Origin of the sequence: Nocardioides acrostichi, from assembly GCF_015319165.1 — a bacterium.
Lineage (GTDB): Bacteria > Actinomycetota > Actinomycetes > Propionibacteriales > Nocardioidaceae > Nocardioides > Nocardioides acrostichi.
Map to the genome: position 1 here is coordinate 34,677 of NZ_JADIVZ010000004.1, position 18,287 is coordinate 52,963.

Below are 18,287 nucleotides of genomic sequence, written 5' to 3' on the forward strand. Positions count from 1 at the left end.
TGGCGGGTCGGCGAGGTCAGCCGACGGCGCCCTCCATCTGCAGCTCGATGAGGCGGTTCAGCTCGAGGGCGTACTCCATCGGCAGTTCCTTGGCGATCGGCTCGACGAAGCCGCGCACGATCATGGCCATCGCCTCGTCCTCCTCCATACCGCGCGACATGAGGTAGAAGAGCTGATCGTCGGAGACCTTCGAGACGCTCGCCTCGTGGCCCATGGACACGTCGTCCTCGCGGATGTCGACGTAGGGATAGGTGTCGGAACGACTGACCTGGTCGACGAGCAGTGCGTCGCACAGCACGTTGGACTTCGAGCCGTGCGCGCCCTCGTTGACCTGGATCAGGCCGCGGTAGGAGGTGCGGCCACCGCCCCGGGCCACCGACTTGGAGAGGATCGAGGAGGAGGTGTGCGGCGCGGCGTGCACCATCTTGGCGCCGGCGTCTTGGTGCTGGCCCTCGCCGGCGAACGCGATGGAGAGCGTCTCGCCCTTGGCGTGCTCGCCCATCAGGTAGACGGCCGGGTACTTCATGGTGACCTTGGAGCCGATGTTGCCGTCGACCCACTCCATGGTCGCGCCGGCCTCGCAGGTGGCGCGCTTGGTGACCAGGTTGTAGACGTTGTTCGACCAGTTCTGGATGGTCGTGTAGCGGCAGCGGCCGCCCTTCTTGACGATGATCTCGACGACCGCGGAGTGCAGCGAGTCGCTGGAGTAGATCGGCGCGGTGCAGCCCTCGACGTAGTGCACGTAGGCGTCTTCGTCGACGATGATGAGGGTGCGCTCGAACTGGCCCATGTTCTCGGTGTTGATGCGGAAGTAGGCCTGCAGCGGGATGTCGACGTGCACGCCGGGCGGCACGTAGATGAACGAGCCGCCCGACCACACCGCGGTGTTCAGCGCGGCGAACTTGTTGTCGCCGACCGGGATCACGGTGCCGAAGTACTCCTCGAAGAGCTCGGGGTGCTCCTTGAGCGCGGTGTCGGTGTCGAGGAAGAGGACGCCCTGCTCCTCGAGATCCTCTCGGATCTGGTGGTAGACGACCTCGGACTCGTACTGCGCGGCGACCCCGGCGACCAGGCGCTGCTTCTCCGCCTCGGGGATGCCGAGCTTGTCGTAGGTGTTCTTGATGTCCTCGGGCAGATCCTCCCAGCTGGTGGCCTGCTTCTCGGTGGACCGCACGAAGTACTTGATGTTGTCGAAGTCGATGCCCGAGAGGTCCGAGCCCCACGTGGGCATGGGCTTGCGGCCGAAGAGCTTCAGACCCTTCAGGCGCAGGTCGAGCATCCACTGCGGCTCGGACTTCTTGCCGGAGATGTCGCGGACGACGTCCTCGTTCAGGCCGCGCTTGGCTCCTGCGCCGGCGTCGTTGGCGTCGGACCAGCCGAACTCGTAGCGGCCGATGCCGGCGAGCTCGGGGTTGAGCTGCTCGACCTTGGTCTGGGTCTCGGAGTCCTGCGTGGAGGTCATGAGGTGACCTGCTCCTTCTGGGTTGAGGACTGGCTGACGGGAGTGGGGGTGGGCGGGATGCAGGTGGTGCAGACGCCGTCGCCGTGGGCGATGGTGGCCAGGCGTTGCACGTGGCGGTCGAGCACCCGGCTGATGGCCGCGGTCTCGGCCTCGCACAGCTGGGGGAACTCGTGGGCCACGTGCGAGACGGGACAGTGCTGCTGGCACAGCTGGAGCGGCTCGTCGCGCACGGACGCCGCGTAGCCCTCGTCGGTGAACACCTGCGCGAGCACCTGGGCCGGCGTCAGGTCGGGGTGTGCCTCGCGCGAGGCCTCGAAGTTCTCCTCGACGAAGGCCACGCGCTGCTCGGCGAAGGCGCGCAACGCGTCGTCGCCGCCCGTGGCGGCCAGGAAGCGCAGCGCCTGCACGGCGAGGTCGTCGTAGGCCTGGTCGAAGCCCTCACGGCCCTTGGTCGTGAGAGCGAAGACCTTGGCCGGGCGCCCCCGCCCGCGGGCACCGAGAATGCGGGGCTCGCGGGCCTCGACGGACCCGTCGTCGACGAGCTGGTCGAGGTGGCGTCGCACCGCCGCCGGCGTGAGATCGAGTCGGTCGGCGAGGGCCGCCGCCGTAGACGGACCGTGGTCGAGGATCGACCGGGCGACACGCTGGCGCGTGCTGAGCTCGTCCCGGCTGAATTCCACAACGCCAGTGTGCCGTTAATGCCGGAAGAGCTTCAAGGAAGGGTCACCTAACCCAAGGCCTACCTCGTCGCGCGCTCCCGGGCGTGGTCGCCCCGCAGCAACCAGAGCAGACCGAGGAACGGCAGCACGAGCGGGAGGAAGCCGTACCCCTGGCCGAAGTGCGACCACACCGTCTTGTCGGGGAACAGCTGGGTCTCGGTGTAGCTCAGCACTCCCACGACCAGCACGCCGACGGCTTCGACGGCGCACGAGACGATGGCCACGAGGCGTGCCCGGTCGCCTCCCAGGAGCAGGCACGTCGTGGCGACCAGGTAGACGATCGCCGCCAACAGCGAGAGCGAGTACGCCAGCGGCGCCTTGCCCGGCTCCAGACCGAGCTGCACCAACGAGCGGCCGGTCGCAGCGACCGCGAACACGCCGTACACCGCGACGAGCACGCGGCCCGGCCCACTCTTGAGGTCACGCATGCGGGTTCCACAGCGCCCAGAGGCGCAGCTCCATCGCGGCCACCGTGAGCAGGGCCACCAACAGCACGGTGGTGCCCCACCGACTGCGCTCGACCAGGGCCAGGGCGGCGCCGACCGGGAGCACCAGCAGCGCCGTCACGTCGTAGGCCGCGAAGGTCACCTTCTCGACGACCCGGTCGGAGACGCCCAGGGAGACCAGACCCGTGACGACCTGCACCGCCAACACCAGCATCAGGGCGCCCAGGAGGCCGAAGTAGGCGTCGCCGGGCGGGCTCTGGTCGCGCACGATCATCACCACCGTCCACACCGCAGCCGCCAGCGACAGCACGAGCACGATGCCCAGCAGCCACACGTTCACGCCCGTCACTGTAGGGGCGGCCCGCAGCGCCCTGGACGCCTCCCTACACTTCCTGGCGTGGATGGTGCAGCGGTGCAGGTGATCGACCTCGCCATGCGCTACGGCGACAAGGTCGCCCTCGACGGTCTCTCCCTCGAGGTGGCCCGCGGCAGCATCACCGCGGTGCTCGGCCCGAACGGGGCCGGCAAGACCACGACGCTCGAGACCTGCGAGGGCTATCGGCGCCCCCAGTCCGGCACCGTGCGGGTGCTCGGCCTCGACCCGGTGCGCGACCGGCGCGCGCTGCTGCCGCGCATCGGCGTGATGCTGCAGGGCAGCGGCGCCTGGAGCGGCGCCCGGGCCGTCGAGATGCTGCGGCACGTCGCCTCGCTGCACGCCCACCCCGTCGACGTCGACCTCCTCGTCGAGCGGCTCGGTCTCGCCGACTGCGGACGCACGCCCTACCGTCGGCTCTCCGGCGGCCAGCAACAGCGTCTCGGGCTGGCCATGGCGGTCGTGGGCCGCCCCGAGCTCGTGTTCGTCGACGAGCCCACGGCCGGCATGGATCCGCAGGCGCGCCGCGACACGTGGGCGCTGCTCGAGGAGGTGCGTCGCGACGGCGTCACCGTGGTGCTCACCACGCACTACATGGACGAGGCCGAACAGCTCGCCGACACCGTGCACATCATCGACCGGGGCCGCCTCGTGGCCAGCGGGTCACCGACCGAGCTGACGCGGGGCAGCCAGGTGTCGACGATCCGGCTCGTGGTCACCCGACCCTTCCCGCCCGGCGCGCCGGCATCGCTCACCGCCGCGCTCGGCCCCGACGTCGTCGTCCGGCTCATCGACGAACTGAGCCTGGTGGTGACGGGCCCGGCGGACGCCAGCACTCTCGCGCGGGTCTCACGGTGGTGCGAGGAACAGGGCGTGTTGCCCGAGTCGCTGCACCTGGGCACCCGCAGCCTGGAGGACGTGTTCTTGGATCTCACCGGACGCGAGCTGGCCGTATGAGCACCTTCACCCCGCAGCCGGGCGCGGCTCCTCTGCACCGGATGATCGCCGCCCAGGCCCTGATGGAGACCCGGCTCCTGCTGCGCAACGGCGAGCAGTTGCTGCTCGCCGTCGTGATCCCCGTCGTGGTGCTCGTCGGCGGGGTCGCCGGGTCCGAACGGGTCGGCCTCTCGTTCTCGGATCCGGCCGTCGACATGTTCACCCCCGGCGTGCTCGCGCTGGCCGTGATGTCGACCTCGTTCACCTCGCTCGCGATCGCCACCGGCTTCGAGCGACGCTACGGCGTCATCAAGCGCCTCGGCGCCTCGCCTCTGCCCCGCTCGGGTCTGCTCGGCGGCAAGGTGCTGGCCCTGCTCGCGGTCGAGGTGCTCCAAGCACTCGTCGTCGGCGGTGTCGCGCTGGCTCTCGGCTGGAATCCGCAGGGCGGCCCGGGCGCGGTCGTGGGCGCGCTGCTCACGGCGCTGCTCGGAACGGCGGCCTTCGCCTCGCTCGGCCTCTTCGTCGCCGGCGCGCTCCGAGCCGAGGCCACGCTCGCGGCCGCCAATCTCGTCTACCTGCTGCTCATGGCCGGTGGGGCGGTGGTACTCCCCCGCAGCGCGTACGGCAGCTTCGGCTCCGTCGTGCAGTGGCTGCCCTCGGGGGCCCTCGGCGACGGGTTGCGCGCGGCCCTGCTCGACGGGCACGTCGCCGTCCTGCCGGCCCTCGTGCTGCTCGGCTGGACCGCACTGGGCACGGCCCTGACGGCGAGGACGTTCACGTGGGAGTAGACACCGCGCGTGCGGCGCGATGGGCCGGCCGGGCCTCCCTGGCCGCCAACATCGGCATCGTCGTCACCGGCGGCGCCGTGCGACTGACCGGGTCGGGGCTGGGGTGTCCCACCTGGCCGCGGTGCACCGACGAGGGTTTCACGCCGCACGGTTCACTGAGCTACCACTCGGCCATCGAGTTCGGCAACCGGATGCTGACGTTCGTGCTCGTCGCCGTCGCGGTGGTGACGGTCGTGGCCGCGTGGCGTACCGGACGCCGCGACCTGCGCGTCCTTTCGGTCGTGCTCGCCCTGGGCATCCCGCTGCAGGCGGTCATCGGTGGCATCACCGTGCTCACGGACCTCAACCCGTGGATCGTCTCGCTGCACCTGCTGCTGTCGCTGGCGATGATCGGCCTCTCGGTGCGCTTCCTCCAGGTGCTCGACCGGCCCGTCCCCGCCGAGCGGGGGCCGACCGTCGTGTTGGCCTGGGCGACGTTCGCCGCCGCGTGGATCGTGCTGTACCTCGGCACCGTGGTCACCGGGTCCGGTCCCCACGCCGGCGACGCTCAGGCGCCGCGCAACGGGCTCGACCCGCTCCAGCTCAGCCAGTTGCACGCCGACGCGGTGTTCCTGCTCGTCGGCCTGAGCGTGGCCATGCTCGTGATGCGTCCCGCGCGCGCGGCCTGGGCGCTCGTCGGGGTCGAGATCGGGCAGGGCGCCGTCGGCTTCGTGCAGTACTTCACCGGGCTGCCCGAGGTGCTGGTCGGCCTCCACGTGTTGGGCGCGGCCCTGACGTCGGCCGCCGTCACCTGGCTGTTGCTCAGCGTGCGGCACCCGCCGAGCGCCGGGTAGCCAATTCCTCGTAGATGCCGTGGAGATCCTCGGCCACCTGCCCCTGCAGGAAGTCACCGACCTCGACGCTCGCCTGCGCCGCGAGGCGACGCCGCAGCCCGTCGTCGGCGCGCAGCCTACCGACGGCCTCGACGATGTCGTCGACCGAGCCGGGCCGCACCACGAGCGCCGACTCCTCGCCGGTCACCATGTCGGCGATGCCGCCCTGCTGCGTCGTCACGAGCGCCGACCCCAGCGCCATCGCCTCGAGCACTGTGGTCGGGCACGGGTCTGGCCACTCGCTCGGGAGGACCGCCGCCACGCAGTGCTGGAAGGCGTTCACGACGTTCTCGTGGTCCCAGTAGTGATGCACGTGGAGCCCGTCGGCGGCCGTCTCCGGCACGCCCTCGAGCCCGTCGGCCGGGCGGCCGGCCAGCACCAGGTCGGGTGCGTCCTCGCCGTGCAGCTGCTTGATCCGACGCCACGCCCGCACCAGCGTGTGCACGCCCTTTTGCCGACTCAGGTCACCAGCGAAGAACAAGAACTCGCCGGCGGGAAGCCCGGGCAGCCGGTCGCCGCGCGGGCGGGCCGTCAGGTCGTCCGGCACGAAGTTGGGCACGGTGCGCCAGGCGACACCGGCCTCTTGGAGCCGGTTCGCCCGGGCCACGAAGGAGGAGACCGGGGTGAAGAGGTCGACGGCCCGCTCACGCACCCCGATGCCGGCCCGCACCATGCCCCAGATGACCTGGCCGCGACCGCGGCCGTAGTGCTGGTCGACGCAGGGGATGCACCGCCTCGGCGTCGGACCCGGGCACACGTCGTCGGCGAAGACCAGGCGCTTGGTCGCGCACACGTGGGAGTAGTCGTGCAACGAGTGCACCAGCGGGGTGCGATATGCCGAGGGCAGTGCCAGCCACGAGTTCACCAGCCAGTTGTGCGAGTGCACGACATCGGGCTGCACCTCGCGGCGCACCCGCGCCAGCGCACGCGTCGTGATGGGGTCGGGCACGGGCAGCGACAGCGGTCGGTCCGCGGTCGGATAGAGCGCGGGCACCTTGCGACCTACACTGTCGAGTTCGTGCACGGTCACGCCCGGGTCGCGCTGGGGCTCCCCGAAGTCGGTGCCGAGGGTGGCGACGTGCACGTCGAGCCCACGAGCCGCCAGCGCGACCGCGAGGTTGCGCACGTGCCGTTCCTCGCCCCCGATCACCGGAGGGTAGAACTGAGCGAGCAGCAGGACGCTCAAGGAGCGCGTCGACGAGGGCCTAGCCGAGTCGAGGCCGCCGGTCGCTTGCTGCATCTCTACTCCTGCCTCGCAACGTCGTGCTCATCTTCTCGCACGCGCACAGCGCGCAGTCAGAGCCTCGACGATAGTGCTCGTGCGCCGCTCCACTGTGGCCGCATCGGCACGTGGCGCCGTGCTGGGGTCGGAGCAGGAACACCGAGGGAACCTTCCGGAGCAGAGACATTCGGTCCGGACCGCGCCCCCCACGGTCTACCTCCACGGTAACAGCGCCCCGCGAGACCGTCCGCGACCTGTCCAGACCGGCCAGCGCGGCTCAGCCCGGCGCGGGGAGCACCGCAGCGGCGTGCAGGCCGTGCCAGGAGGCCATCACGGCCACCACGACGGCGACCGCGAGCAGGAGGCCGGCTCCGCCCAGGAGCGCGGCCGTGAGACGACCCCCGCCAGCCGAGGCTTCGCTCGCCGTCGTCGGCCACGGCCGTTCCTCGGGGGCCCTGCCCCGACGGCGGGCCACCCACAACAGTGCACCCAGGCCCACGGTCAGCACGATGCTGCCCGGCAGCGGACGACAGCCCGTCGCCGCCGCGACCACCCCGACGACCAGGGAGGCCGGCACCAGGGCGCAGGCCAGCCAGAGGTGACGACCGTCGGTACGGCGCAAGGCACTCACGACCTGGCGCCGCCGCAGGATCACGGTGGCGCCCACCAGGAGCACCAGGGCCGCGACCTGCCCCGGGTGCCAGGTGCCCGGCATGCCGACGGGGCCGCGATCGACGAAGGTCTCCGGCTCACCGCGCAGGGCTCGCACGTCGTAGACCTTGATCGTGCCGTCCAGCACCACCTTGACCCCGGGCAGTCCGCTGAACTTGAGCAGCATCTGCCGCGACGGCTTGACGCCGCCCTCGCCGAAGTCGCTGCCGGCGTCGTAGTAGGTGGAGTAGGCGGTCTTGTCGATGATGCGGGTGTCGACGATGACGAAGTCGACCTGGTTGCGCTGGAGCAGGTCGATGACGTCGTCGTCGATGCGCGGCGCCACGAAGATCTGGGCCATGTTGTCGTCGCCCGCCGACACGGTGACCGGGGAGATCGGCCCGAAGTCCGGCATCACCCGGCTCAGCGTCAGGTCGGCGGCGGTGCGCGAGCCGGTGGGCAGGTAGCGAGCCGTCCACTGCGCGAACGCCACCGTCGTCGCGTCGACCGAGCGCGCCTCGGCTCCCGGCAGGAATGGGCCGGGGACCTTCTGCCAGTCCTGCCCGCCACCGAGCAGCACGCCGCCGACCACGAGCAGCAGCACGCCGGGCACGACGACGTCGCGCAGTCGTTCCAGCCGCGGCGCGAGCCACAGGGCCACGAGCAGCGCCAGAGCCAGCGTGACGAAGGTGAACGCTCGCTCCCCCACCTGCGCCGCGGTCGGGAAGACCCGGATGACGAACAGCAGCGGGAACACGGCCGACAACCCGACGAGCAGGTAGCGGCTGCTGGTGCGGTTGACGGTCGTGCCACGCATCGCGCCGAGGGTCGCCGGGACCAGCAGCAGGCACCACAACGCGATGGCGGCGAACATCACGCCGATCTCCCACAGCGGGGTCGCCTGACCGGCGCTGTCGGTGAACAGCTGCCGGCTGCCCGAGCTGTCGCCCGTCAGGAGCGACACGAGCTCCTGGTTCGTGGCGTCGAAGATCGGGCCCAGGTAGCCGACGAGCAGCGGGGCGATGACGGTGGTCCAGGCGGCAGCGGCGGCCGTGCCGATCTCGGCCGTGACCAGCAGGATCCGTGCCCGGTGCTGCTCTCCCCCGGCCCGGAACAGCCCGGCGAGCACCCACAACGCGCCCAGGGTGAGCCAGTTGGTGAGGTGGTGGGTGAGGGCGAGCGTGGCCAGGCACAGCTGGGCGATCGTGAGGAGGAAGCGGGCGCGCCGCTGCTCGGCGTCGGCCGCCTGCAGCACCAGCGCCAGGGTCGCCACCAGCATCGAGATCGCCAGGGTCTGGTAGGAGAACATCGCGTTGAAGAAGTAGAACTGCGAACTCGCGCTGTAGAGCAGGACGACCAGGCCGCCCACCCGGCTGGAGCGCCCGATGCGCGAGCCGAGCCAGAACAGCGCGAGCACGAAGACGGTGCGCGAGAGCATCACCGTGAGGATCTGACACAGCATGAGCGGCAGGCCGGTCACCCAGACCAGGCCGGCGGCCACCAGCTCCAGGCCCGGATAGTGCGGACTGATCGGGAGCATCGTGTTGGCGGTGAAGAAGCCGTCGCCGTCGACCAGGGAGAGCAGGGTCTGCACGTGCAGCGTCTCGTCGAAGGCGGTCGCCAGCACGGGCGACTTGAGCATCCACGAGAGGTAGAACAGCTGGGTGTAGACCAGCGACCCCAACAGCCGTGTGCGTCCGGACAGCCCGGCCGCCGTGAGCAGGCGTGCGAACGGCAGCACCAGCCCGATCAGCCCGACGTAGAACAGCGCGATGGCGACGCCCGTGCGGCCCGCCCACCCGTAGGCGTAGCCGACGACCTGGACGAGCAGGAAGACGGTGGCGACGAGCGTGGCCGTGCCGATGGGGGCCGACCGGGCCCAGACCCTCAGCAGCGCGGCCGGCGTGCGGGGTCTCGGGACGGTGGGCGACCCGGTGCTCACGCGGGCAGCCTCCGACCCGGGTCGGCGAGCCGGGCGTAGACGTCCTCCAGCGCCGACACGCACCCCTCCCAGGTCGGAAGCTCGGCGACGTCCGGAAGGAGTGGGCTCTCGAGCTGTTCGGCGAGGGCGGCAGCGATCTGCTCGGGGTCGCCCTCACCGGACGGCCCGAGGTCGACGCCACGTGCCCAGTCGAGCTCGGTCAACTCGGTGAGGCCCGAGGTGAGGGCCACCACGACCGGTCGCCCGACGACGAGCGCCTCCATCACCGAGACCGGGTGCGCCTCGTAGTCGCTGAGCAGGACGACGACACCGGCCTTCGCCAGCGACCGCGCCATCTCGGCCCGGTCGGGTGGTGGGATGAAACGGATCGACACGCGGTCCGAGACCCCCAGTCTCTCGGCGAGGGCCAGGAGCTCGGACTCGTACGCGCCGCTGCCGAGGATCTCCAGGCGGATGCCGGGTCGGGTGCGCGCCAACACGGGCAGCGCCTCGATGGCACGGTGGTGCCCCTTGTAGCGCTCGAGTCGGCCGATGCTGACGACCAGATCGAGATCCGGCTCCGGGGCGATGCTCAGCGCGGGCAGCGAGCCGCCGTTGCGGACCAGCTGGATCCGGCCGTCCTCCGGGTCGTCGCCGATCGCCGCGTTGAACCGTCGTCGTTCGTAGAGGGACACCCCGACGAGGGCCGAGGCGCGACGCAGCAGCGGGGCGAGGAGTCTCCACTGCATGCCGCGCGAGCGCTCCCGGAAGGCACTGGAGTGGCCACCGGAGTGGAAGGTGAGCAGGTAGGGCACGCGGCGCAGCCAGGCGGCCAGCATCGCGAGAGGTGGAACCAAGGTGTGCACGCCCTGCACGTGGACGAGTCGGTGCCGACCGGTCAGCAGCGCCCAGAACAGACCCGGGCTGACGTACCAGTCGCGCTCCCTCGGGAATGCGCGGTAGCGCCGGACGACGTAGGACCGGTCACCGGCCGGCACCCGCTCCGTGCGCGGCAGCGACCCCGACCGGTCGGTCGTCAGCACCTCGAGCTCGTAGCCGCGGGCCGCGAGACGGCCGGCGACCTCCTCGACGTGCGACTCGACGCCACCGATCTCGGGGAAGCACCGGTGGGCCACCATCGTGACCCGCGGCGGCTTGCCGGACCGGGAGCGAGCCGGCTCGCTCCGGGAGGAACGAGCCGACCCGGTCATGAGGCGATTCGTACCACGTTGTCGGCGGTCGGGTTCACCCGGGTCTCGGCCGACCGGGCCAGCACTGCGAGACCGTCGCGGGCACGCTGCCACTCCGTGCGGACCGTGCGCAGCACCCGGAAGCCGTCGCTGACGGCATGCAGGTTGCTGTCACCGAAGATCCGCTCACGCTCGACGCTGGGCACCTCGGCGATGAGGCCCTGCGAGGCGGCGAAGCGGCAGGCGATGACGGTCTCGATCTCGAAGCCGTCGCCCCAGAGCATCGCCCCGTCGGCCGGGCCGGAACCGGTGTGCTCCGGCAGGTCGAGCACGTGCAGCATGTCGGCCCAGAAGGCGTTGTAGCCGTAGCAGAGGTCGCTGAATGCGGTGCCGAAGGACTTGTTCATCACCGTGTTGAGGAACTTGTTGCCGGTGCCTCGGATCAGCGTGATGTCGGCGCTGCCCCCGCCGACGCAGAACCGACTGCCCTTCGCGAAGTCGGCGCCGTCCGTGAGCGCCTTGACGAAGGACGGGATCTCGGCCGGGTCGGCGGAGCCGTCGGCGTCGAACATGACGACGATGTCGCCGGTGACCTCGGCGAAGCCGGTGGCCATGGCGTTGCCCTTGCCCCGTCGGGCCTGGGTGAGGATGCGGGCCTCGGGCAGGATGCGACGAGCGGTCTCGACGGTGTCGTCGACCGATCCCCCGTCGACCACGATGATCTCGTGGACACCGGGGTGCGCGTGCGGCAACTCCGGTAGGACGACCTCGAGGTTCCGTGCCTCGTTGAGCGTCGGTACGACGATGCTGATGCGTGGATCCGATGGACGAACGGCCTTGTGGCGGTACGCCGAATCGGACCGCCGGTGCGCGGTCATGTGTTACCCCCCATATTGTGTGGAGCGCAGAATCGCTTCCACAGCCAGGTGTTCTGGCTTCTGCCCCAGAGTAGCGATTCGCCTTGTCGACGGCTACCTTGCCCCGTCGTTCTCAGGCTTACACCCGTCCTTGCCGTAGGAATCCGCAAGATTTCCGAGAGACGGATCACATCAGGAGAACAGCGGGTCCAGCGCCACGGCCACGAACAGCAGGCTCAAGTAGAGGTTCGAGGAGTGGAAGAGGCGCATCGGCGCCAGCACGCTCAACTCGTCGGTGCGGGTGGCGCGACGCGCGAGGGCGTGGGCCTGCACCAAGAACACGGCACCCAGGACACCCGCGGCCACCGGGTAGAGCACTCCGGTGCCGGCCACCGGCCACAGCACCAAGGACGTCGCCACCATGACATAGGAGTAGGCGAGGATCTGCCGCGTCACGGTGCGCGCCGGAGCCACGGCGGGCAGCATCGGCACGTCGACCTGGGCATAGTCCTCGCGGTAGCGCAGCGCCAGCGCCCACGTGTGCGGCGGCGTCCAGAAGAACACGACCAGGAACAGCACCACGGGCGTCCAGGCCAGCGAGCCGGTCACCGCCGTCCAACCGATCAGGGCCGGGAAGCACCCCGCGAGGCCGCCCCAGACGATGTTCTGGGTCGTGCGGCGCTTGAGCACCATCGTGTAGCCGAACACGTAGAACGCCTCGGCGCCCACCGCGAGCGCCGCGGAGAGGGGGTTGACCCACACCAGGAGGACCACCACCGAGAGCACGCCCAGTACCGCCCCGAACACGAGCGCCGAGCGTGGGCCGACGATGTGGCGGGGCAGAGCGCGGCGCCGGGTGCGGCGCATCTGCTCGTCGATGTCGCGGTCGTAGACGCAGTTGAAGACCGAAGCGGATCCCGCCGAGAAGGTACCGCCCACCACGGTGGCGACCACCAGCCCCAGGGCCGGGACGCCCCGGGCCGCGAAGAACATCATCGGGACCGTCGTGAGGAGCAGCAGTTCGATCACGCGAGGCTTGGTCAGCCCCACGTAGGCGGCCACCACGTCACGCGCCCGGACCCGGTCCGCCGCCGAGGCGGTGCGTCGTCCGACCGCCCCGGTCGCGTGTCCCTCGGTCGCGGGCTGCTCGGTGGCAGCCGGGCCGGCGTGGGTCACGTGGGGTTCCCGGGGGGTTCGAAGGGGTGGGCGCGGGGAGTCTACGCCGGGGCGAGAGTAGGGTCGGAATCGACCGGTAGACCTTGCCTGGAAGGAACACTTTTCGTGAGCACGAGCCAGCAGCTTGACTGGACCGATCTCGACGCGAAGGCCGTCGACACGGCGCGCGTGCTGGCCATGGACGCCGTGCAGAAGGTGGGCAACGGCCACCCGGGCACCGCGATGAGCCTGGCTCCCGTCGCCTACCTGCTCTTCCAAAAGGTCATGCGTCACGACCCGGCCGACCCGAGCTGGATCGCCCGTGACCGCTTCGTGCTCTCCTGCGGACACTCCTCCCTGACCCTCTACCTCCAGCTCTTCCTCGGCGGGTTCGGCCTCGAGTTGGCCGACCTCGAGGCGCTGCGCACCTGGGACTCCAAGACGCCCGGTCACCCCGAGCACGGACACACCGCCGGTGTCGAGACGACCACCGGCCCCCTGGGTCAGGGCGTCGGCAACGCGGTCGGCATGGCGATGGCCGGGCGCCGGCTGCGCGGCATGCTCGACCCCGACGCCGCCGAGGGCGCCTCCCCCTTCGACCACCAGGTGTACTGCCTGGCCAGCGACGGTGACATCGAGGAGGGCATCAGCGGCGAGGCGTCTTCCCTGGCCGGCACCCAGCGGCTGGGCAACCTGACACTGATCTACGACGACAACCAGATCTCGATCGAGGACGACACCTCGATCGCACTGTCCGAGGACACCGCCGCGCGTTACGAGGCGTACGGCTGGCACGTGCAGACGATCGACTGGACTGCCGGGGGCAGCTACCACGAGGACATCCCGGCCCTCTGGGAGGCCATCTCGGCCGCGCAGGCAGTGACCGACCGGCCCAGCTTCATCCGGCTGCGCACCATCATCGCCTGGCCGGCGCCGAACGCCCAGAACACCGGCGGGGCGCACGGCTCGGCGCTCGGCGACGACGAGGTGGCGGCCACCAAGGAGGTGCTCGGGTTCGACCCCGAGCGCAGCTTCGAGGTGCCCGACGGTGTGCTCGAGCACACCCGTGACCTGGCCCGGCGCGGATCCGAGGCGGGCGACGCGTGGGACGTCGGCCTCCAGGCGTGGCGCGAGGCGAACCCCGACAAGTTCGACCTGCTGATGCGTCTCAACGCCCGCACGCTGCCCGACGGCTGGTCCGAGGGGCTGCCCACCTGGGAGCCCGGCAAGGGCGTCGCGACCCGCAAGGCCTCCGGCGCCGCCATCAACGCCCTCGCCGCGAGCCTGCCCGAACTCTGGGGCGGCTCCGCCGACCTCGCCGGCTCCAACAACACCACCATCGACGACGCCGAGTCCTTCTTGCCGACCGACCGGTCGAGCAAGAAGTTCGCGGGCGATCCCTACCGGGGCCGGGTGCTGCACTTCGGCATCCGCGAGCACGCGATGGGCTCGATCATGAACGGCATCGCCCTGCACAGCGGCACCCGCGTGTTCGGCGGCACCTTCTTGACGTTCTCCGACTACATGCGCCCCGCCGTCCGGCTGGCGGCCCTGATGAAGTTGCCCGTCACCTACGTGTGGACCCACGACTCCATCGGTCTCGGCGAGGACGGTCCGACCCACCAGCCCATCGAGCACCTCGCCGCGCTGCGCGCCATCCCGGGGCTCGACGTCGTCCGACCGGCCGATGCCAACGAGACCGCCGCCTGCTGGCAGGCGATCATCGAGCACCACGACCGGCCCGCGGGTCTGGCTCTCTCGCGGCAGGATCTGCCGGTGTTCCCCCGGGGCACGCTCGACGGGGCGCACTGGGGCGAGGCCTCAGAGGCGGCCAGGGGCGGCTACGTCCTCGTGGACACCGAGGGCACGCCCGACGTCGTCCTGGTCGGCACCGGCTCGGAGGTGCAGCTGGCCGTCGAGGCCCGTGAGGCCCTGGCCGCCGACGGCATCGCCGCGCGCGTCGTCTCGATGCCGTGTCGTGAGTGGTTCGACGCCCAGGACGCCGCCTACCGCGACTCCGTCCTGCCGCCGACCGTGAAGGCGCGGGTCAGCGTCGAGGCCGGCATTGCGATGGGCTGGCGCGAGGTCGTCGGTGACGCCGGCCGCATCGTCTCCATCGAGCACTACGGCGCCTCCGCCGACTACGCCCGGCTCTATCAGGAGTTCGGGATCACCGCGCAGGCCGTGGCCGACGCGGCCCGCGACAGCATCCGAGCAGCGTCCTAAGAGGAGGACACCATGACTGACCGACTCCAGGCCCTGGCCGACGCGGGCGTCTCGATCTGGCTCGACGACCTCTCCCGAGAGCGCATCGAGACAGGCAACCTCGCCGAGATGGTCGAGCAGAAGTCCGTGGTGGGGGTCACCACCAACCCGACGATCTTCGCCGGCGCCATCAGCGACGGCGAGCGCTACGACGAGCAGGTCAAGAAGCTCGTGAGCGACGGCGAGCCCGTCGACCGGGTGATCTTCGAGCTCACCACCGAGGATGTCCGCAACGCCTGCGATGTGCTCGCTCCGGTGGCGGCGCGCACGGCCGACGACGGCCGGGTGTCGATCGAGGTCGAGCCCGACCTCGCCAACGACACCGAGCGCACCATCGCCTCGGCCCGCTCGCTGTGGAAGGCCGTCGACCGCCCCAACGCGCTGATCAAGATCCCGGCGACCCTCGAGGGCCTTCCGGCGATCACCGCCGCGATCGCCGAGGGGATCAGCGTCAATGTCACCCTCATCTTCGGCGAGGGCCGGTACCGCGAGGTGATGGACGCCTACCTCACGGGTCTCGAGCAGGCCCGCGACGCGGGCCTGGATCTCTCCGCGATCCGCTCCGTGGCGTCGTTCTTCGTCTCGCGCGTCGACTCCGAGGTCGACTCCCGCCTCGAGGAGATCGGTGGCGACGCCCTGACCCTGCGCGGCAAGGCCGCCGTGGCGAACGCGCGGGTCGCCTACGCCGCGTTCGCCGAGGTGATGGCCTCCGACCGGTGGAAGATCCTCGCGGAGGCGGGGGCCAACGCTCAGCGTCCGCTGTGGGCTTCCACCGGGGTGAAGAACCCCGACTACCCCGACACCCTCTACGTAGCGGATCTCGTCGGCGCCGACACCGTCAACACCATGCCGGAGAAGACGCTCGAGGCTTTCGCCGACCACGGCGAGGTGACGGGCGACGAGGTGTCGGGTCGTGGCGAGGAGGCGCGGGGCGTGCTCGACGCGGTCGTGGCAGCCGGCGTCGACTGGGACGACGTGCTGGTCGTGCTCGAGACCGAGGGCGTCGACAAGTTCAAGAAGTCGTGGTCTGAGCTGGTGGACACCGTGCAGCAGCAGATGGACGCCCAGGCGTGACCCCCGTCGACCCCACGGAGCTCGGAGCCTGGGGACGGTTGCGAGACCGGGCGGACGGCTTCTCCCCCGACCTGCGTGCGTGGTTCGACGACGACCCGGGGCGCGCCGAGCGGTTCTCGTTCGAGGCAGCCGATCTGTTCGTCGACTTGTCGAAGAACCTCCTCGACGCCGCCCTGCTCGATGATCTGCTCGAGATCGCCGCCGCCGCCGGAGTCGCCGAGAGGCGCGAGGCGATGTTTGCCGGTGAGCACGTCAACGTCACCGAGGACCGTGCCGTGCTGCACACCGCGCTGCGGCTGCCGGTGACGGCCTCGCTGGAGGTCGACGGGCAGGACGTCGTGGCCGACGTGCACGAGGTACTGGGCCGGGTGTACGAGTTCGCGCGCTCCGTGCGATCGGGCGAGTGGACCGGTGTCACCGGTCGACCGATCGCCACCGTGGTGAACATCGGCATCGGCGGCTCCGACCTCGGGCCGGTGATGGCCTACGAGGCGCTGCGCCCCCACGCCGACGGGCCCGCCTGCCGGTTCATCTCCAACATCGACCCCACCGACGCCGCCACGACCCTCGAGGGACTCGACCCAGAGACCACGCTGTTCATCGTCTCGAGCAAGACCTTCGGCACGCTCGAGACGCTCACCAACGCCCGCCTGTGCCGGTCATGGCTGCTCGACGGTCTGGCGTCGTCCGACGCCGGAGAGGCCGTGCGCAAGCACTTCGTCGCCGTGTCGACGGCGCTGGACAAGGTCGAGGACTTCGGCATCGACCCGGCCAACGCGTTCGGCTTCTGGGACTGGGTCGGGGGGCGCTACTCGATCGACTCCGCCATCGGTACGTCGCTCGTCGTCGCGATCGGTCCCGATCGGTTCGCCGACTTCCTGGCCGGCATGCACGCCATGGACGAACACTTCCGCACCGCGCCTGCAGAGCGGAACGTGCCCTTGCTGATGGGGCTGCTCAACGTCTGGTACACCGACCTGCTCGACGCCCAGACCCACGCGGTCCTGCCCTACTCCCAGCTGCTGCACCGGTTCCCGGCCTACCTGCAGCAACTGACGATGGAGTCCAACGGCAAGGGCGTGCGCTGGGACGGGTCGGCGGTCACGACCGACACCGGCGAGGTGTTCTGGGGCGAACCCGGCACCAACGGGCAGCACGCCTTCTATCAGCTCATCCACCAGGGCACCCGGCTGATCCCGGCCGACTTCATCGCCTTCGCGGAGCCCGCCTACCCGTTGACCGACGGCGACCAAGACGTGCACGAGCTGTTCCTCGCCAACTTCTTCGCGCAGACCCAAGCCCTGGCGTTCGGGCAGGACCACGAGAACCCCGCGCGGGTGTTCACCGGCAACCGGCCCACCACCTCGATCATGGCGCCGGCGCTCACGCCTTCGGTCCTCGGGCAGCTGATCGCGCTCTACGAGCACATCACCTTCACCCAGGGTGCCGTGTGGGGCATCGACAGCTTCGACCAGTGGGGCGTCGAACTCGGCAAGAAGCTGGCCCAGGAGCTCGGCTCCGCCGTCGCCGGCGACGCCGAGACGCTCGCCGCGCAGGACTCCTCCACACGTTCCCTCATCGAGTACTACCGGAGCCGGCGATGACCCGCCCCGAGCCTCGCGTCGAGGTGCATCCCGACGCCGACACCCTGGCCACCACCGTCGCCGGCGCCCTGCTGGAGCGACTGGTGGAGGCGCAGGCCGCGGGCCGGGAACCGAACCTCGGTCTCACCGGCGGCACCATCGCCGAGGCGATCCACCGCGAGGTCGCCCGGCTCGGTCCGGCGTCGGGTGTCGACTGGTCGCGGGTGGTGATCTGGTGGGGTGACGAGCGGTTCGTCGAGGCCGGCTCGCCGGAGCGCAACGCAGCGCAGGCACGAGCCGCCTTCATCGACCCCCTCGGCATCCCACGGCATCGGGTACACGAGGTTGCGTCGAGCGGGGAGTGTCCCACCGCCGAGGAGGCCGCCGACATCTACAGCGCCGCGATCAGGGAGCACGGCGCCGGCGAGTTCGAGGTCTTGATGTTCGGGCTCGGACCCGACGGGCACCTCGCCTCCCTCTTCCCCGGGCACGCGGGACTGCGCGCGACGGACCGGATCGCCATCGCCGTGCACGACTCCCCCAAGCCGCCACCCGAGAGGGTGTCCCTCACCTACGAGGCCTTCGACCGCTCCCGTGCGGTGTGGTTCCTGGTCAGTGGCGAGGGCAAGGCCGACGCCGTGGCTCGCACTCTCGGCGCCGACGCCACTGACGGTGACCTGGCGACTCGGCGCGAGACCACCCCCGCGGTCGGCGTCCACGGCGTCCAGGAGACCGTCTGGTTCCTCGACCGGGCCGCCGCCTCCCGACTCTGA

Annotated in this window: 16 protein-coding genes; 7 read left to right on the forward strand and 9 right to left on the reverse strand. The window is 70.7% G+C overall.

Annotated features, from left to right (window positions below; translation table 11 throughout):
- Nucleotides 1-16 precede the first annotated feature (16 nt).
- Genes sufB through ISG29_RS10035 form a run of 4 tightly spaced genes read right to left on the reverse strand, consistent with a single transcriptional unit; the run spans nt 17 to nt 2,967 of the window.
- Complete coding sequence (gene sufB / locus ISG29_RS10020; protein ID WP_194503294.1) at nt 17-1,462, reverse strand: Fe-S cluster assembly protein SufB; 1,446 nt, start codon at nt 1,460-1,462, stop codon at nt 17-19.
- On the reverse strand, nt 1,459-2,142 hold the full coding sequence (locus tag ISG29_RS10025; protein WP_194503295.1) for a helix-turn-helix transcriptional regulator: 684 nt from the start codon (nt 2,140-2,142) through the stop codon (nt 1,459-1,461). The genes sufB and ISG29_RS10025 overlap by 4 nt, the downstream gene beginning before the upstream one ends.
- A 59-nt stretch (nt 2,143-2,201) precedes the next feature.
- Complete coding sequence (locus tag ISG29_RS10030) at nt 2,202-2,609, reverse strand: hypothetical protein (RefSeq protein WP_194503296.1); 408 nt, start codon at nt 2,607-2,609, stop codon at nt 2,202-2,204.
- Nucleotides 2,602-2,967: a hypothetical protein gene (locus ISG29_RS10035; RefSeq protein ID WP_194503297.1), complete on the reverse strand. Its 366-nt coding sequence runs from the start codon at nt 2,965-2,967 to the stop codon at nt 2,602-2,604. The genes ISG29_RS10030 and ISG29_RS10035 overlap by 8 nt, the downstream gene beginning before the upstream one ends.
- A 57-nt stretch (nt 2,968-3,024) precedes the next feature.
- On the opposite strand from ISG29_RS10035, the gene ISG29_RS10040 reads away from it, so the two are divergent.
- The 3 genes from ISG29_RS10040 to ISG29_RS10050 are packed head-to-tail and all read left to right on the forward strand — an operon-like array spanning nt 3,025 to nt 5,557.
- Entirely contained in the window at nt 3,025-3,957 is a 933-nt protein-coding gene (locus ISG29_RS10040) for an ABC transporter ATP-binding protein (protein ID WP_328828682.1), read from the forward strand.
- Complete coding sequence (locus ISG29_RS10045; protein ID WP_194503298.1) at nt 3,954-4,724, forward strand: ABC transporter permease; 771 nt, start codon at nt 3,954-3,956, stop codon at nt 4,722-4,724. Before ISG29_RS10040 ends, ISG29_RS10045 begins: the two co-directional genes overlap by 4 nt.
- Nucleotides 4,715-5,557: a COX15/CtaA family protein gene (locus ISG29_RS10050; protein ID WP_328828684.1), complete on the forward strand. Its 843-nt coding sequence runs from the start codon at nt 4,715-4,717 to the stop codon at nt 5,555-5,557. The genes ISG29_RS10045 and ISG29_RS10050 overlap by 10 nt, the downstream gene beginning before the upstream one ends.
- Here the strand turns inward: ISG29_RS10050 and ISG29_RS10055 are convergent.
- From ISG29_RS10055 to ISG29_RS10075, 5 genes are all read right to left on the reverse strand, one after another.
- A complete protein-coding gene (locus tag ISG29_RS10055; RefSeq protein ID WP_194503299.1) occupies nt 5,526-6,836 on the reverse strand; it encodes a glycosyltransferase family 4 protein in 1,311 nt (436 codons plus the stop codon). The two genes, ISG29_RS10050 and ISG29_RS10055, sit on opposite strands and share 32 nt — an antisense overlap.
- A 259-nt stretch (nt 6,837-7,095) precedes the next feature.
- Nucleotides 7,096-9,411: a hypothetical protein gene (locus tag ISG29_RS10060; RefSeq protein ID WP_194503300.1), complete on the reverse strand. Its 2,316-nt coding sequence runs from the start codon at nt 9,409-9,411 to the stop codon at nt 7,096-7,098.
- Nucleotides 9,408-10,601: a glycosyltransferase family 4 protein gene (locus ISG29_RS10065; RefSeq protein WP_207792978.1), complete on the reverse strand. Its 1,194-nt coding sequence runs from the start codon at nt 10,599-10,601 to the stop codon at nt 9,408-9,410. Before ISG29_RS10065 ends, ISG29_RS10060 begins: the two co-directional genes overlap by 4 nt.
- Entirely contained in the window at nt 10,598-11,458 is an 861-nt protein-coding gene (locus ISG29_RS10070) for a glycosyltransferase family 2 protein (RefSeq protein ID WP_194503301.1), read from the reverse strand. The genes ISG29_RS10065 and ISG29_RS10070 overlap by 4 nt, the downstream gene beginning before the upstream one ends.
- 171 nt (nt 11,459-11,629) lie before the next feature.
- A complete protein-coding gene (locus ISG29_RS10075) occupies nt 11,630-12,613 on the reverse strand; it encodes a heme o synthase (protein ID WP_194503302.1) in 984 nt (327 codons plus the stop codon).
- Nucleotides 12,614-12,718: 105 nt separating this feature from the next.
- On the opposite strand from ISG29_RS10075, the gene tkt reads away from it, so the two are divergent.
- Genes tkt through pgl form a run of 4 tightly spaced genes read left to right on the forward strand, consistent with a single transcriptional unit; the run spans nt 12,719 to nt 18,287 of the window.
- Nucleotides 12,719-14,818 carry a transketolase gene (gene tkt, locus ISG29_RS10080; protein WP_328828689.1) on the forward strand — a complete coding sequence of 700 codons (2,100 nt, stop codon included), beginning with the start codon at nt 12,719-12,721 and terminating at the stop codon, nt 14,816-14,818.
- A gap of 12 nt (nt 14,819-14,830) precedes the next feature.
- Nucleotides 14,831-15,931 carry a transaldolase gene (tal, locus tag ISG29_RS10085; protein WP_194503303.1) on the forward strand — a complete coding sequence of 367 codons (1,101 nt, stop codon included), beginning with the start codon at nt 14,831-14,833 and terminating at the stop codon, nt 15,929-15,931.
- The gene (gene pgi, locus ISG29_RS10090; protein WP_194503304.1) at nt 15,928-17,535 is read left to right on the forward strand and encodes a glucose-6-phosphate isomerase; all 1,608 of its coding nucleotides are present in this window, start codon (nt 15,928-15,930) and stop codon (nt 17,533-17,535) included. The genes tal and pgi overlap by 4 nt, the downstream gene beginning before the upstream one ends.
- A complete protein-coding gene (gene pgl, locus ISG29_RS10095) occupies nt 17,532-18,287 on the forward strand; it encodes a 6-phosphogluconolactonase (protein WP_194503305.1) in 756 nt (251 codons plus the stop codon). Before pgi ends, pgl begins: the two co-directional genes overlap by 4 nt.

What these genes read in the sequence shown, in the direction of transcription:
- tal (WP_194503303.1), top strand. Translation starts at nt 14,831, where the DNA reads ATGACTGACCGACTCCAGGCCCTGGCCGACGCGGGCGTCTCGATCTGG.
- ISG29_RS10055 (WP_194503299.1), bottom strand. Translation starts at nt 6,836, where the DNA reads ATGCAGCAAGCGACCGGCGGCCTCGACTCGGCTAGGCCCTCGTCGACG.
- ISG29_RS10045 (WP_194503298.1), top strand. Translation starts at nt 3,954, where the DNA reads ATGAGCACCTTCACCCCGCAGCCGGGCGCGGCTCCTCTGCACCGGATG.
- ISG29_RS10070 (WP_194503301.1), bottom strand. Translation starts at nt 11,458, where the DNA reads ATGACCGCGCACCGGCGGTCCGATTCGGCGTACCGCCACAAGGCCGTT.
- ISG29_RS10030 (WP_194503296.1), bottom strand. Translation starts at nt 2,609, where the DNA reads ATGCGTGACCTCAAGAGTGGGCCGGGCCGCGTGCTCGTCGCGGTGTAC.
- pgl (WP_194503305.1), top strand. Translation starts at nt 17,532, where the DNA reads ATGACCCGCCCCGAGCCTCGCGTCGAGGTGCATCCCGACGCCGACACC.
- sufB (WP_194503294.1), bottom strand. Translation starts at nt 1,462, where the DNA reads ATGACCTCCACGCAGGACTCCGAGACCCAGACCAAGGTCGAGCAGCTC.
- ISG29_RS10065 (WP_207792978.1), bottom strand. Translation starts at nt 10,601, where the DNA reads ATGACCGGGTCGGCTCGTTCCTCCCGGAGCGAGCCGGCTCGCTCCCGG.